The sequence below is a fragment of the Actinoplanes derwentensis genome (genome assembly GCF_900104725.1).
GTDB lineage: Bacteria > Actinomycetota > Actinomycetes > Mycobacteriales > Micromonosporaceae > Actinoplanes > Actinoplanes derwentensis.
Map to the genome: position 1 here is coordinate 365,006 of NZ_LT629758.1, position 14,189 is coordinate 379,194.

Genomic DNA, 14,189 nt, shown 5'->3' on the forward strand with positions numbered 1-14,189 from the left:
ACCCCGAACAGGTGACCCACCGTCACCCCCGTGCCCCCACTCATCCACACCCCGACTCCAGCGAACCCACCGCCACGCGTCGCCGGTCCACCACCACAATCGGCACCGAAACGCCCGCCGAGCTCCCAGGTCGATCCCGGGGGTGGCGAAGGACACCCCCGGCATTCGCGGATCATGACAGGCGTCCCTGGCACGGTTGATGAGCGCCAGGCCCCATCCCAACCCACCCACCAAGACCGACAACCTCAAGATCAAACCCTTTTCTTGTACGGCTACCACCGCCCGCTCACCCCGCAGCCCACGCACCCCGCCCCACCCGCACGTCTCGACCACCACCTGCACGCCTCAGGCCATCCGCGCGTTGCGAGCCATCTGACCGCCTCGGATCACTCGGGTGCCTCGGATCACCTGGACGTCTCGGGCCATCTGGGCGCTGTGAACCACCCGGTCGGCGGCCGCCACCCCCCAACTCCTGGCGGTCGAATCGGACCCGAGAACACCGTGAAGGCGATCCCCCTCGCCCGTCACGGTCGGCGGATCTTGGTGCTCGGCCGGGGCCGGGAGACGGCGGCGGGAGCCCATCTCCCACCGCCGTCTCCTCCCACCGGCATCGGCCGGGTCGTCCCACGAGCGACCCCGCCGCGTGTTCCATCGAACGTTCCTGAAGGCCCCCGCCCCGAGCGCCACCCCGCCGGCGGACGAGGGGCCGCACCGTGCCCCGGAACCGCCGGCGAGACCCCCTCCTCGCAACGGTTCCGGGCGCGGTCAGGGAGGGCGCGGCAACGGAACCGGCCTTCCGTAGCCGCGCCCTCCTCACCCCCGTCAGACCTGAGCCAGTCCGTCGTGACTTCAGGCTCGTCCAACGCCGCAGCGCTGGGCCTTGCCTCTCCCTGAGCACCGCAACGGGAGGCACTCGGCCTTCTGAGCATCCGCCAAGGGGGGCGGTCCGGTTCCCGAGCATCCGCCAAGGGGCCGCGAACAGCCCGAAGGGACGTTCCATGTCCCGAGCATCGCGGGAGGGGCGCTCCGATTCCGGGCAACCGCCAGGGAGTATTCCAAGTCCCGGGCGCCGCCGAGGGAGCGCTCGGTTTCGGCTGGGCAGTGGAAGTCGCCGCCTGTGGGCCGGGGTGGGTCAGGCGCGGCCGTCGAGGGTGAATCCGCCTACTCGGGACGGTAGGACCAGGCCGGCTGCGGCCAGGGCGCTGAGCAGGATGGACAGTTCCGCGCGGGTCAGCGTCGGGGCGCGATCCGGTTGGGGGTGGGGGACTTCGAGGGCGATGGCGGCTTCGATGGCGCACATGCCGATGGCTGTCTCGATCGCCCAGACCCGGTGGGTGCGGAGTCCGTTGTGGGCGGAGGCCGCGAGTTCGCCGTGCAGTCGTAGCAGCCGGCGCAGGTCGACGGCGAGTTGTTCGATCGGTAGTCCGTGCGGCATCGGTTCCGGGGTTCGCCGCTGTCGTCGTCGTTCGGCGGCGGTCGAGCACCAGCGTGTCAGGTAGCGGACTCCCGCCATCACCAGTCCAGCGGCGATGAGGACGAGAACGAGCCGACTGGCATCGAGGAGGGTCACGGGTGTTTCCTCCACCAAAATATGGGTTGGTCTACCCCCGACCTTCCGCTGCCGCCCCGCCACCCGTCAACGGACTTTGTGCGACTCGGTGAACATCGCGGCGGAGCGTCCCCGAAAGCGGGATCGACCACCTGCGCCCGACGGCCCCGGGCGTCTCAGATGACGGCGCGGCGGGCGATTTCGAACAGGCCGCTCCGGTCGCCGAAGGTTCGGCGGACCGCCTCGCCCATCTGGGTGAACAGGGCGTCGCCGCCGAAGTCGCATTCGGTGATCGCGTTGACTTCGCCGACCAACAGGTGGACGGCGAGTTCGTCCTCGTGGCCGGTGGGCAGGTAGCCCTCGCCGGGCAGGTCGGTGCCGAAGACCCGGCCGGCCAGCCGGGCGTCACCGTCGGATGTGTCCGGTTCGGTGCCGTGCAGGTAGAGGAGTGCCGCGGTCTCCGGGCGCAGTATCCGCTGGAACACGCACGGTTCCAGGTCCTGGGTGTCGACGAGGGCTCCACCCCAGAACGGGTCGGTGACCTCGAAACCGGCGGCGGTCAGCGCGGCGGCGGCGGTACGGCCGCACGGGCCGTCGTCCCAGGTGATCACCGGGGGTATCCGCTGGTCGGCGCGGGGGTACAGGCCGGGAACGCCGGCCAGCGCCGTGAGGAGTCGGGCGGGCGTCATCGGGTGATCATGGCAATCGCCCGCCGAAAGGTAAAGCGCCGCCGGTGAATACGAGGCCCACCGGCGGCCGGTGAATACGAGACGGTGGCCGGTGCGGGTCACGGGACTCGGGACGGACGTACCGGAAAGGAAGTCAGGGGTTTGGGCTCGCCGTGGTGTGCCGCAACGATGCCGATCCCAGGATCCGGGTCACCGTGACCTCGATGACGACCCGTTCCGGGTTGGGCCGGGGCACCCGGTAGCGGGCGGCGTAGCGCTGTTCCGCGTCGCCGACCGCGCCGGGGTCGTCGCGGATGACGGCGAGGCCTTCGACGGTGCTCCAGCGGGGGCCGTCGATCTGGCAGATCGCGACGCGGGTGGCACCGCGCCGCACGTTGCGGACCTTGGACGAGCCACCGGAGGTGATGATCCGGGCGATGCCGGTGCTGACGTCCAGGGTGGCGCCGACCGCGACCACGTGGGGTGAGCCGTCGGCGCGCAGCGTGGTGAGGGTGCACAGGTGGCGTTCGGTCCAGAACTGGGCGAGCGCGGGCGAGTCGAGGGGGACGGTGCCGCTCACGGGCGTACTCCAAAGGGGTTGGTCATGCGGTTTCGGCCGGGAGATCGCCGCGGTGGACGGCTGCGACAAGTGCCGCGTGGTCTTTTTCGACCTGGTCGGCGTACGCCCGGGCGAAGCGCGCCAGGGATTCGTCGAGTTTCGCCGAACCGCCGACGTAACCGGCGATCATCGAGGCCCCGCTGGTCCGGGCGTGGGATTTGGCGAGCAGGTAGCCGCAGATGCCGGCGTAGTCGGCGAGCGCGCCCGCGTTGACGTCCTCGATGAGGATGGCGCCTTTCATGTCGCGGAACTGCCGCACGTAGTACTGGTGTTCACCGACCGTGGTCCAGCCGAGCAGCGGGTCGCTGACGGTCTGCAGCGCCTGCTGGTATTCGACGACCCGCTGTCCCTGATGCCGGTGCCAGGCCAGCGCGCCGTGCTGGTGTCTCGCGACGACCGAGCGGCGGGCCTGCTTGAGTTGCAGGAAGAGCACGTCGTCGGAGCTGCTTCCTTCACAGAGCGCGACGTACGCCCGGAGCCCGACCGATCCGACGCCGACGACCTTGTGCGCGATGTCGACGATCCGGTAACCGCCGAGGATCCGCGCCCAGTGTGGTTTGAGGGTGCTCAGGTAACCGTCGAGGGCTTCGGCGAGCTGGTCGCGTTCGTCGTCGGGCAGCCGGGTGATCAGTGGTGGTTCCTCGACGAGCCGGGCGGTGCCGTCGTGCCGTTCGGTGAACCGGGGCAGCGCCCGGTCGCTGGTGCGCCGGCGGGCCCGGCGGGCGGCGCGCCCGATCTCGTCGCGGAAACTGGCCCGGCTGGCGGCCGACTGCATCGCTTCGACGTCGAGCTGGTCGAAGGAGCGGCGCAGCAGTGGCTGTTCGGCCAGGTGCAGGATCTGTTCGCGGTACTCCTCGACGCAGTGCTGGACGGCGTCGGCGCACGCGGACTCCCGGAACCCGTTGAAGCGGCCGGCGGTGTAGACGCTGACCACGAGCCGGCGCAGGTCCCATTCCCAGGGACCGGGGTGAGCCTCGTCGAAGTCGTTGAGGTCGAAGACCAGTGCGCGTTCGGGGGAGGCGTAGAAGCCGAAGTTGCCGAGGTGGGCGTCGCCGCAGATCACCGGGGTGATGCCGGTGCAGGGCAGGTAGGCGAAGTCGTCGGCCATCAGTCCGGCGGTACCGCGCAGGAAGGCGTAGGGGGAGGCGATCATCCGGCCGATCCGGACCGGGACGAGCCGGTCGACCCGGCCCTCGTGCGCGGCGACCACCTGGGCGACCGGGTCGGGCCGCCGGTCGGGCTCGCGCCAGTGGGCCATGTCGGAGCGCGGCGACCGGTCCCGCAGCGAGCGGCCGATCTCGTAACGTTGGGCGCGGGGCGCGGCGGCCCGGCGCAACGAGGTGAAGCCCTCGTCCGCTAGGCTGCCGAGCACACTCGGGCCGTTGATCAACGGTGGTTCCATCGCTGCCGAGCGTACGTGTCGCGGGACATCATCCGCGCGGGGCTCGTGAAAAACGGATGTTATCGATAACATTTCGGCAACACGAGCGGTGACGCTCTCCTGGGAACCGGATCTGGCGAGGTACGCAAGTGGACAAGATCAGCCGCAGTCCGGCCATGACCGACGTGGCCCGCCTCGCTGGAGTCTCGCACCAGACCGTCTCGCGTGTCCTCAACGACCATCCGAACGTCAAGGAACAGACCCGGATCCGGGTCCGCGCCGCCATCGCCGAGCTGGGCTACCGGCCGAACCGGGCGGCTCGTGCGCTGGTCACCGGCCGGTCCCAGCTGATCGGCGTGGTCGCCCGCAACAGTACGCTGTACGGCCCGGCCACCATGCTGAGCGAGTTCGAGCAGGCCGCCGCGGACTCCGGTTTCGCAGTGAGCGTCGGCAGCGTCCGCGAGCTGGACCGCTCCTCGATGGGCGCGGTGGTCGAGCGGCACCTGGATCAGCGGGTGGCCGGTCTGGTGGTCATCGCGAACACCGTGTCGGCGGTGGAGGCGCTAGCCGACATCCCCGAGGACCTGCCGGTGGTCTTCATCGACGGCGATCCGGCCAGCGGCCGGCCGTTGGTGACCGTGGACCAGGTGGCCGGTGCCCGGGCCGCGACCCGGCACCTGCTGGACGCCGGGCACGAGACGGTCTGGCACGTCTCCGGGCCGACGGACTGGTTCGACTCGGCCGGCCGGATCCAGGGCTGGCGGCAGACCCTGGAGGAGGCGGGCCGTGAGGTGCCGCCGCTGCTGTCGGCCGACTGGTCGGCCGCCGAGGGGTACCGCACCGGGCAGATGCTGGCCCGGATGCCGGAGGTCACGGCCATCTTCACGGCGAACGATCACCTGGCCCTGGGCATCCTGCGGGCGCTGAGCGAGCGGGGCCGCCGGGTGCCGCACGACGTGGCGGTGGTCGGGTTCGACGACGTGCCCGAGGCGGCCTACTTCATCCCGCCGCTGACCACCGTCCGGCAGGCCTTCGGTGACGTGGCCCGGGCGGCGTTGAGCCTGCTCCTGGGGCAGATGGGTGACGAGGCGGGCACGGCCCGTCAGATCGTGGTGCCGGCGCAGCTGGTGGTCCGGGAGAGCGCGCCCTCGCGGGCTCGCGGGTAAGTAAGGAACGCGCCCGCGCGCGCCCGAGTGATCTTGCCCGGCCCAGGTTAATGGGCCGTTACCTCGTTGTTGCCGAGGCCCGTTGACACCAGATTTGTTAGCGATAACACTGGGGTCGTTCCGCCGGAATGTGGCCGCTACCACGTCTCCGGCCGCGCCCTCCGGAGGTCCACCACCCATGATCATCGATATGACGGGGATTGGTTCCGGGGTGCATTACCTGCCATTGGGCGATTTCGGGGCCTTCTCCGACCGTAAGATCGACAAGTCGGTCACGGCCCGGGCCCGCCCTCGCCTGACTCTGTCGCGCGGCCAGGGCCGTACCATCGCGGACCCGGCGGCTCCGCTCGTCTCGCACGAGCCGGCGCCTGGTCACGAGTCCGTGCAGAACCATCGAACGAAGGAAAGCCGATGACACCGCAGATCTGGTTCCTGACCGGTAGCCAGCATCTCTACGGCCCGGAGACCCTCCAGCAGGTCGCCGACCAGTCCGCCGAGATCCAGCGGACCCTGGCCCACGGCCTCTCCGGCGCCGAGATCGTCACCAAGCCGGTGCTCACCGACGCGGGCTCGATCAAGCAGGTCATGCTCGAGGCCAACGCCGACCGGGACTGCATCGGCGTCATCGCCTGGATGCACACGTTCTCCCCGGCCAAGATGTGGATCGGTGGCCTGGACGCGCTGCGCAAGCCGCTGCTGCACCTGCACACCCAGCACAACCAGTCGCTGCCGTGGTCGACCATCGACATGGACTTCATGAACCTCAACCAGGCCGCCCACGGCGACCGGGAGTTCGGGTACATCCAGGCCCGCCTCGGTGTGCCGCGCAAGGTGGTCGCCGGTCACGTCGCCGACCCGTCGGTGGTCGCCCGGATCGACTCCTGGGCCCGTGCCGCGACGGGTGTGCAGCACGTGCGCGGGCTGCGGCTGGCGCGATTCGGTGACAACATGCGCAACGTGGCGGTCACCGAGGGCGACAAGGTCGAGGCCGAGCTGCGCTTCGGCGTCTCGGTCAACACGTACGGCGTCAACGATCTCGTCGAGGTCGTGGACCAGGTCGCCGACGCCGAGATCGACAAGCTGGTCGCGGAGTACCGGGACCTGTTCGAGGTCGACGCCGCGCTGCTCGGCGACCGGATCGAGTCGCTGCGCTACGCCGCTCGCATCGAGGCCGGTCTGCGGCAGTTCCTCACCGAGGGCGGGTTCGGCGCCTTCACCACCAACTTCGAGGACCTCGGCGGCCTGCGCCAGCTCCCCGGCCTGGCCGTGCAACGCCTGATGGCGGACGGTTACGGCTTCGGCGGCGAGGGCGACTGGAAGACCTCGGTCCTGGTCGCCACGGTCAAGGCGATGGGTTCCGGAACCGGCCGGGGTACCTCGTTCATGGAGGACTACACCTACCACTTCGGCCCGGGCGAGCCTAAGATCCTCGGCGCGCACATGCTCGAGGTCTGCCCGTCCATCGCGTCGTCGAAACCGCGAGCCGAGATCCACCCGCTGGGCATCGGTGGCCGGGAGGACCCCGTGCGCCTGGTCTTCGACGCGGCCCCCGGCCCGGCGGTGGTCATGGGTATGGCCGACATGGGCGACCGGTTCCGTCTGGTCGCGAACGAGATCGAGGTGATCCCGCCGGACGAGCCGCTGCCGAACCTGCCCGTGGCCCGTGCGGTGTGGAAGCCAGCCCCCTCGCTCTCGACCTCAGCCGAGTGCTGGATCATGGCCGGTGGTCCGCATCACACGGTGCTGACTCAGGCGGTCGGTGCTGAGACCCTGCGCGATTTTGCGGAAATGGTTCAGACCGAGCTCCTGCTGATCGATGAGCGCACCACACCGGCCGACTTCTCCGACCGGGTGCGCTGGAACCAGGCGTACCACCGTCTGGCTCGCCCCCTGTAACACCGTTCTCAAAGAGGAGATCCACCGTGAAATTGAACCGGCTCGCGGCAGTCGTCACCGCCGTCGCGATGACCGCCACCATGGCGGCTTGTGGCAACGCGGAGAAGACCGCTGACAAGGAAGCCGCCTCCGGCGGCGACAACACCGGTGCCCTGGTCGGCATCACCATGCCCACCCGCTCCTCGGAGCGGTGGATCCACGACGGCGACAACCTCAAGTCGCAGCTCGAGGGCCTGGGCTACAAGGTCGACCTGCAGTACGCGGAGAACGACATCCCGACCCAGACCCAGCAGCTGGACAGCCAGATCACCAAGGGCGCCAAGCTGCTGATCATCGCCTCCATCGACGGCGAGGCGATCACCAGCCAGCTGGAGAACGCGGCCTCGGCGGGCATCAAGGTCATCGCGTACGACCGCCTGATCCGTAAGAGCCCGAACGTGGACTACTACGCCACCTTCGACAACTTCAAGGTCGGTGTGCAGCAGGCGACCTCGCTGCTGACCGGTCTGAAGGTGCTCAAGGCCGACGGCTCCGACGCCGGCCTGAAGGGCCCGCTGAACGTCGAGCTGTTCGCCGGTTCGCCGGACGACAACAACGCGACCTTCTTCTTCAACGGCGCGATGAGCATCCTGCAGCCGTACATCGAGAAGGGCACCATCGTCATCAAGTCCGGCCAGAAGGACTTCGCGACGGTCGCCACCCTGCGCTGGGACCCGGAGACGGCCCAGAAGCGCATGGAGAACATCCTGACCTCCACCTACAAGGGTGGCGCCAAGGTCGACGGCGTTCTCTCGCCCTACGACGGCATCTCGATCGGTATCCTCTCGGCCCTGAAGTCGGCCGGTTACGGCACCGGTTCGGCCTACCCGATCGTCTCGGGCCAGGACGCCGAGCTCGCTTCGGTCAAGTCGATCATCGCGGGTGAGCAGTACTCCACCATCTACAAGGACACCCGCCAGCTGGCGAAGACCACCGGTGAGATGGCCGACGCGGTCCTCAAGGGCCAGACCCCGGCGACCAACAACACCAAGGACTACGACAACGGCAACAAGGTCGTTCCGGCCCAGCTCCTCGAGTCCCTGATCATCACCAAGGACAACTACCAGAAGGAACTGGTCGACAGCGGCTACTACAAGGCCGACCAGCTGAAGTAATCCGGGTTCCGCGCCCCGCCCGGCTCACCGGGTGGGGCGCGGCCCTCACCGGCCCAAGGAGGGTTGGCATGACCGACACAATCCTGCGGATGAGCGGCATCACCAAGACGTTCCCGGGCGTCAAGGCGCTGCAGGACGTCAACCTGGAAGTACGCAGAGGAGAGATCCATTCCATCTGCGGGGAGAACGGGGCCGGCAAGTCGACCCTGATGAAGGTGCTGTCGGGTGTCTACCCGCACGGCACCTACGAAGGGGACATCGAGTTCGAGGGCGAACCCTGCAAGTTCTCCGGAATCCGCGACAGCGAGCACCGTGGCATCGTCATCATCCATCAGGAGCTGGCACTCGCGTCGAATCTTTCCATCGCGGAGAACATTTTTCTCGGTAACGAGCAGTCGACCCGCGGCTGGATCGACTGGAACAAGACCAACGCCGCCGCCGACGAACTGCTGCGCCGGGTCGGCCTCTCGGAGAGCGGTGTCACGCCGGTCGTCGAGCTGGGTGTCGGCAAGCAGCAGTTGGTGGAGATCGCCAAGGCGCTCTCCAAGAAGGTGAAGCTGCTGATCCTCGACGAGCCCACCGCGGCGCTCAACGACGAGGACTCCGCGCACCTGCTCCGGCTGCTCAGCGGCCTGCGCGACGAGGGCATCACCTGCGTGATCATCTCGCACAAGCTCAACGAGGTGATGGGCGTCTCGGACCGGGTCACCATCCTGCGGGACGGTAAGACGATCTGGACCGAGGACACCGCCGACCTCACCGAGGAGAAGATCATCTCGGGCATGGTCGGCCGGGACATGGAGCACCGCTACCCGGAGCACACGCCGACCATCGGCGGCGAGGCGCTGCGGATCGTGGACTGGACCGTTCACAGCCCGACCCAGCCGGACCGGGCACTGGTCCGCAAGGCCAACCTGACGCTGCGGCGCGGCGAGATCGTCGGCCTGGCCGGGCTGATGGGCGCCGGGCGCACCGAGCTGGCGATGAGCGTCTTCGGCCGGTCGTACGGGGTCAACATCTCCGGCACCCTGATCAAGGACGGCAAGGAGATCCAGGCCCGTAACGTCCGGGAGGCGATCGACCACGGCATCGCCTACGCGACCGAGGACCGTAAGCGGTACGGCCTGAACCTCATCGAGGACATCAAGCGCAACGTCTCGGCGGCCGCGCTCGGCAAGCTCGCCAAGGGCGGCTGGGTCGACGGCAACGAGGAGTACCGGGTCGCCAACGAGTTCCGCGCCAGCATGAACATCAAGGCGCCGAATGTGGAGGCGGTCGTCGGCAAACTGTCCGGCGGCAACCAGCAGAAGGTCGTGCTGTCCAAGTGGATCCTCACCGATCCGGACGTGCTGATCCTGGACGAGCCGACTCGCGGTATCGACGTCGGTGCGAAGTACGAGATTTACACGATCATCAACCGGCTCGCCGACGAGGGGAAGGCCGTCCTGGTCATCTCGTCCGAGCTGCCCGAGCTTCTCGGGATCTGTGACCGCATCTACACCCTCTCGGCCGGCCGGATCACCGGCGAGGTGTCGCGCGCGGAGGCCACGCAGGAGAGTCTGATGACTCTCATGACAAGGGAAGTACAGGAGGTAGCGCCGTGACGGCCGCACCAAGCAGTGCCGGTGTGAGGGCCGGCAAGGGGCCGAACGGTCTTTCGGGCCCGGCACCACGCAAGGTCAACTTCGACTTGAAGCAGAGCGGTATCTACATCGCTCTCGCGCTGATCGTCGTGGCGTTCACCGTGGCTACCGGTGGTGACCTGCTGGCCCCGCAGAACCTCAGCAACATCATCGTCCAGTATTCGTACATCCTGGTACTGGCGATCGGCATGGTGCTGATCATCATCGCCGGCCACATCGACCTGTCGGTCGGTTCGGTGGTGGCCGCCACCGGCGCGTTCTCCGCGGTCCTGATGGTCGAGATGAACCTGCCCTGGCCGATCGCTGTGCTGGCGACCCTGGTCTTCGGCGCGCTCATCGGTGCCTGGCAGGGCTACTGGGTGGCGTACTTCGGTATCCCCGCCTTCATCGTCACCCTGGCCGGCATGCTGCTGTTCCGCGCGATCACCTACAAGATCCTGGGCAACAAGGGCATCGGCCCGTTCCCGGAGGAGGTCCGCACCCTCGCGAACGGCTTCACCCCCGGCTTCATGAACAACGTCGCGCTGGGCCCACTGGGCGGCGCCGACCTGTTCAGCATCGTCGTCGGCGTCCTCGTCGTGGTGGGCATGGTCATCGTGCAGTACCGGACCCGCAGCGCGCGGGTCCGCTTCAACCAGGCCGTCGACCCGGCGTGGCTGTTCGCCCTCAAGGTCGCCGTCCCGGCCGCGCTGGTGATGTTCCTGGTCATCCAGCTCGCCCGGTTCCGCAACCTGCCGTGGGTGCTCATCCTGCTGGCCGTGCTGGTGGTCGGCTACACGCTGGTCACCAACCGGGCCGTGTTCGGCCGCCAGATCTACGCGGTCGGTGGCAACCTGCAGGCCGCGACGCTCTCCGGCGTCAAGGTCAAGTCGGTGGTGTTCTGGCTGTTCGTCAACATGGGTGTGCTCGCCTCGCTGGCTGGCATCATCTTCGCCGGCCGGCTGAACCTGGCCGGCCCGACCGCCGGTAACAGCTTCGAGCTGGATGCCATCGCCGCCGCGTTCATCGGCGGCGCCGCCGTCCAGGGTGGTGTCGGCAAGGTGGTCGGCGCGATCACCGGCGGCCTGATCATGGGCGTGATCAACAACGGCGCCGGCCTGCTCGGCTGGCAGACCGAGTCGGTCATGTTCTTCAAGGGCGCGGTCTTGCTCGCCGCGGTCGCCTTCGACGTGTGGTCCAAGCGCCGCACCGCCGGCGCCAAGTGAGCTGAGTCGTTCCGGCGAAGGCCGGTGCCTCCTTCCGGAGGCGCCGGCCTTTTCTATACCGAACGGGCGGTGGCCAGGCCGAACGTGGACGGCTTGACGTCGCCGGGGAAGACCTCGGACAGCGAACCCAGACCGCATCGCTTCTGCAGGATCTCGCCGATCACCGAGCGGTAGTCGGTGGTGACCGCCAGATCGCCGTCGGCCAGGTCGCGCGGGCCCAGACCGGGCCAGGTGCCGTAGACCCGGCCGCCCCGGATACCACCGCCGAGCAGCATCATCGCGTTGCCGTGGCCGTGGTCGGCGCCCCGGGAACCGTTCTCCTTCACCCGGCGGCCGAACTCGCTGATCGTCAGCACGGTCACGTTCTTCATCGCGGTCTCGCCCAGGTCGGTGACGAAGGCGTGCAGCGCGGTCGAGAGGCCGGCCAGGTTGTCGTACATCCGCTGGCCCTTGATCGCCGGTCCGAGGCCCTCGTGCATGTCCCAGTCACCGCAGTCGACCGCGGCCGTGACCAGCCCGGACCCGGCTCTGATCAGCCGGGCGACGTCCCGTAGCGCGGCACCCAGCTCACTGTCCGGGTAGTCCGCGCCGTTCGCCGGAGCGTAGGAACCCTGGAGCCGGCCGGTGGCCTTGAGCGCCCGGTCGGCGGCTCGGGCCGGGGCGGCGAGAACCGCGGGAGCGTCGGCGTACATCGCCCGCAGCGCGGCGGCCATCGGCCGTTTGCCGTCGGCGGCCAGGTGGAACTCGTCGACACCCTTCATCGACACGTCCAGCGCCGGGCCGGCCATCAGACGGGCCGGCATCGGATCGCCCATCGAGACCGCCGCGAGTGGCCCGGCCGCACCGGTCAGGCCCAGCATCCGGTCCAGCCAGCCGCTGCGGACCGCGCTGCCGGGCGCGGCGTTCTCCATCGCCTCCATGGCGGCGAAATGCGACCGGTTGGCGTTCTCCTGGCCGACCGCGTGCACCGCCGCCAGCCGCCCGGCCCGCCAGTGCGGTAGCAACGGCGCGAGTGCCGGATGAAGGCCGAACATGCCGTCCCCGGCGAGGACAGCCGATTTCGGCACGGCGATCCCGGGCCGGGCCTGGTAGTAGTCCTGGGATCCGATCGGCGCGAACGCGGACAGCCCGTCGAAACCTCCCCGCAGCGACACCACGACCAGGGTGTCCCCGGTGTACTTACCGGCCGCGAAGGCGAGCTGAGTGCTCAGCCCTTCAGCGGCCAGCCCGGTCAGGGTGGCTCCGGCCCCCACCAGCAGCCCCCGGCGGGTGAGTTCGTCACAGCACAGCGTCTTCGTCGTCATGGGATCACCTCAGCTGGAAGGAGGGCGAGTCGAGGACCAGGGCGATCAGGTACGGCGCGACACCGGCCAGCGCCTTGTCCTTGACGGTCAGGGGACTCGTCGGCATCTTCGCGGCGACACTGAGCACCGCGGCGGTGTGCCCGGCCGGCAGCTTCGCCCCGATCAGCCGGGTGGCGAGGGCGTCGACAAGCGCGCCGTACGTCCCCGGCAGCACCGGCACCAGCGACTTCAGCAGGTCGGCCGGACGGGTCAGCTGCGCCGGGTACCAGCCGGCGGCCAGGTTCAGGTGCAGGTTGCAGCGGGCCAGGAACGCCGACGGAGACGCCCAGGCGGCGGCCACGTCCGGGTAGCCGTCCGGGGTGCTCCACCGCAACGGCGCGTTCCCGGCCGACACCAGGTGGTTGTAGAGGGCGTCCAGGGACTTCACCCCGGACTTGTCGGGGCCCAGGCCGAGCGCCCGGACCGCGGCGACGGTGTCCTCGAACGGGGTACGGGCCTTCTGGCCCACCGACGCGGCGAACTCCGGCGACAGGAACAGGGCCCGCAGGACCGGCGCGATCGCGGTGTCACTGTCCCGGTAGACCTTCGCCAGTTTCGCCACCAGCGACGCGGGCGCCTCGTCGGCGACGAACCGGACACACAGCTTGCGGGCGATACGCTCGGCGGTCTTCGGGTGCCGGGCCAGGTGGTCCAGGAACGCGCATGCGGCGGCCTCGCCGTCCCGGCCGGTGTTCGCGTGCCGGAAACCGAGGATGTCGACGGCGCCGGTGGCGTGCAGCGAGGCGTCGTAGACGTACCCGCCGGACTTGCCGACCGTCATGCCGGTGAGCAGGCGGGCCGCGGCCAGCACGTCGGCCTCGGCGTAGTCCAGGCCGACGGTGTGCAGCTCCATCAGCTCACGGGCGTAGTTCTCGTTCGGGTGCGCCCTGCTGGACGAGCGCTGGTCCAGGTAGGTGAGCATGGCCGGGTGCCGGGCACTGGCCTTCAGCATGTCGGCGAACTTCCCGAACGCGTGCTCGCGGATGACGGTGCGGTCGTAGTCGGAGCGGGTCTCCCAGATGCCGCTGGACGGCGCGGTGACGTGCAGGTGGTTCGACCAGAACGCGACCGCCTGCTCGAACAACTGCCGCTCGCTCCACGCGGCCCGCGCGATGGTGGCCCGGCCTAGCTGCTTGAACGACTCGTAGTTCTCCTTGCGCGACTGGGCCCGTACCGCCGCCGGGGTGGCCCCGGCCAGCGGCAACCGCGCCAGGATCGCCTCGCAGCGGGTGTCGCTGATCCGCGCCGGAGCGAACTGCCGGTCCAGCCAGCCCGCGACCCCCAGCTTGCGCGCTTGAGCGAGCGACGCCGGCGTCGCGCCGAAGGTGGCCCGGCGCAGCAGGTGGGCGATCGGGTCGCTGCCCAGGGTCGCCGCCAGACCGGTCGCGGCGGGCGCGGCGGCACTCGCTCCGGACGCGGTGGCGGCGAGGCCGGTGACGGTGAGGGCGGCGGTGGCGACGGAACCGGCGAGCACGGTACGGCGGGTCGGCGTGGTCATGCACTTCCGTTCGGTCCGGGTCCCGTGACGAGTCACGGCTGCAACCGTGACTAACGAACCCGCAATC

Annotated in this window: 12 protein-coding genes; 6 read left to right on the plus strand and 6 right to left on the minus strand. The window is 69.3% G+C overall.

All coding sequences use genetic code 11. The annotated features are described in order from the left end of the window. Nucleotides 1-1,132 precede the first annotated feature (1,132 nt). From BLU81_RS01575 to BLU81_RS01590, 4 genes are all read right to left on the minus strand, one after another. Nucleotides 1,133-1,570, minus strand: a complete 438-nt coding sequence (locus BLU81_RS01575; RefSeq protein WP_231953998.1) for a hypothetical protein — start codon at nt 1,568-1,570, stop codon at nt 1,133-1,135. Between the two features lie 155 nt (nt 1,571-1,725). Then, complete coding sequence (locus BLU81_RS01580; protein WP_092540924.1) at nt 1,726-2,238, minus strand: hypothetical protein; 513 nt, start codon at nt 2,236-2,238, stop codon at nt 1,726-1,728. 133 nt (nt 2,239-2,371) lie between these two features. Beyond that, the gene (locus BLU81_RS01585; RefSeq protein WP_092540926.1) at nt 2,372-2,797 is read right to left on the minus strand and encodes a PPOX class F420-dependent oxidoreductase; all 426 of its coding nucleotides are present in this window, start codon (nt 2,795-2,797) and stop codon (nt 2,372-2,374) included. Nucleotides 2,798-2,819: 22 nt separating this feature from the next. Then, on the minus strand, nt 2,820-4,238 hold the full coding sequence (locus BLU81_RS01590; protein WP_172890476.1) for a DUF2252 domain-containing protein: 1,419 nt from the start codon (nt 4,236-4,238) through the stop codon (nt 2,820-2,822). A gap of 155 nt (nt 4,239-4,393) precedes the next feature. On the opposite strand from BLU81_RS01590, the gene BLU81_RS01595 reads away from it, so the two are divergent. The 6 genes from BLU81_RS01595 to mmsB all read left to right on the plus strand — a co-directional run bounded on the left by BLU81_RS01595 (nt 4,394) and on the right by mmsB (nt 11,281). After that, nucleotides 4,394-5,383 (plus strand): LacI family DNA-binding transcriptional regulator, encoded by a 990-nt coding sequence (locus tag BLU81_RS01595; RefSeq protein WP_092556448.1) that lies wholly within the window; start codon nt 4,394-4,396, stop codon nt 5,381-5,383. Nucleotides 5,384-5,561: 178 nt separating this feature from the next. Continuing rightward, nucleotides 5,562-5,798 carry a hypothetical protein gene (locus tag BLU81_RS01600; RefSeq protein ID WP_092540928.1) on the plus strand — a complete coding sequence of 79 codons (237 nt, stop codon included), beginning with the start codon at nt 5,562-5,564 and terminating at the stop codon, nt 5,796-5,798. Next, nucleotides 5,795-7,279: an L-arabinose isomerase gene (gene araA / locus BLU81_RS01605; RefSeq protein WP_092540930.1), complete on the plus strand. Its 1,485-nt coding sequence runs from the start codon at nt 5,795-5,797 to the stop codon at nt 7,277-7,279. Before BLU81_RS01600 ends, araA begins: the two co-directional genes overlap by 4 nt. Before the next feature lie 26 nt (nt 7,280-7,305). After that, complete coding sequence (chvE, locus tag BLU81_RS01610) at nt 7,306-8,433, plus strand: multiple monosaccharide ABC transporter substrate-binding protein (RefSeq protein WP_373873256.1); 1,128 nt, start codon at nt 7,306-7,308, stop codon at nt 8,431-8,433. Between the two features lie 68 nt (nt 8,434-8,501). Further along, nucleotides 8,502-10,037: a multiple monosaccharide ABC transporter ATP-binding protein gene (gene mmsA, locus BLU81_RS01615; protein ID WP_092540932.1), complete on the plus strand. Its 1,536-nt coding sequence runs from the start codon at nt 8,502-8,504 to the stop codon at nt 10,035-10,037. Beyond that, a complete protein-coding gene (gene mmsB, locus BLU81_RS01620; RefSeq protein ID WP_092540934.1) occupies nt 10,034-11,281 on the plus strand; it encodes a multiple monosaccharide ABC transporter permease in 1,248 nt (415 codons plus the stop codon). The genes mmsA and mmsB overlap by 4 nt, the downstream gene beginning before the upstream one ends. A 53-nt stretch (nt 11,282-11,334) precedes the next feature. Here the strand turns inward: mmsB and BLU81_RS01625 are convergent, their stop codons facing one another. Next, nucleotides 11,335-12,585: a DUF1501 domain-containing protein gene (locus BLU81_RS01625; protein ID WP_092540936.1), complete on the minus strand. Its 1,251-nt coding sequence runs from the start codon at nt 12,583-12,585 to the stop codon at nt 11,335-11,337. A gap of 4 nt (nt 12,586-12,589) precedes the next feature. Beyond that, nucleotides 12,590-14,122 (minus strand): DUF1800 domain-containing protein, encoded by a 1,533-nt coding sequence (locus BLU81_RS01630; protein ID WP_092540938.1) that lies wholly within the window; start codon nt 14,120-14,122, stop codon nt 12,590-12,592. Nucleotides 14,123-14,189 lie beyond the last annotated feature (67 nt).

What these genes read in the sequence shown, in the direction of transcription:
- BLU81_RS01580 (WP_092540924.1), bottom strand. Translation starts at nt 2,238, where the DNA reads ATGACGCCCGCCCGACTCCTCACGGCGCTGGCCGGCGTTCCCGGCCTG.
- BLU81_RS01590 (WP_172890476.1), bottom strand. Translation starts at nt 4,238, where the DNA reads ATGGAACCACCGTTGATCAACGGCCCGAGTGTGCTCGGCAGCCTAGCG.
- BLU81_RS01595 (WP_092556448.1), top strand. Translation starts at nt 4,394, where the DNA reads ATGACCGACGTGGCCCGCCTCGCTGGAGTCTCGCACCAGACCGTCTCG.
- BLU81_RS01600 (WP_092540928.1), top strand. Translation starts at nt 5,562, where the DNA reads ATGATCATCGATATGACGGGGATTGGTTCCGGGGTGCATTACCTGCCA.
- araA (WP_092540930.1), top strand. Translation starts at nt 5,795, where the DNA reads ATGACACCGCAGATCTGGTTCCTGACCGGTAGCCAGCATCTCTACGGC.
- mmsA (WP_092540932.1), top strand. Translation starts at nt 8,502, where the DNA reads ATGACCGACACAATCCTGCGGATGAGCGGCATCACCAAGACGTTCCCG.
- BLU81_RS01625 (WP_092540936.1), bottom strand. Translation starts at nt 12,585, where the DNA reads ATGACGACGAAGACGCTGTGCTGTGACGAACTCACCCGCCGGGGGCTG.
- BLU81_RS01630 (WP_092540938.1), bottom strand. Translation starts at nt 14,122, where the DNA reads ATGACCACGCCGACCCGCCGTACCGTGCTCGCCGGTTCCGTCGCCACC.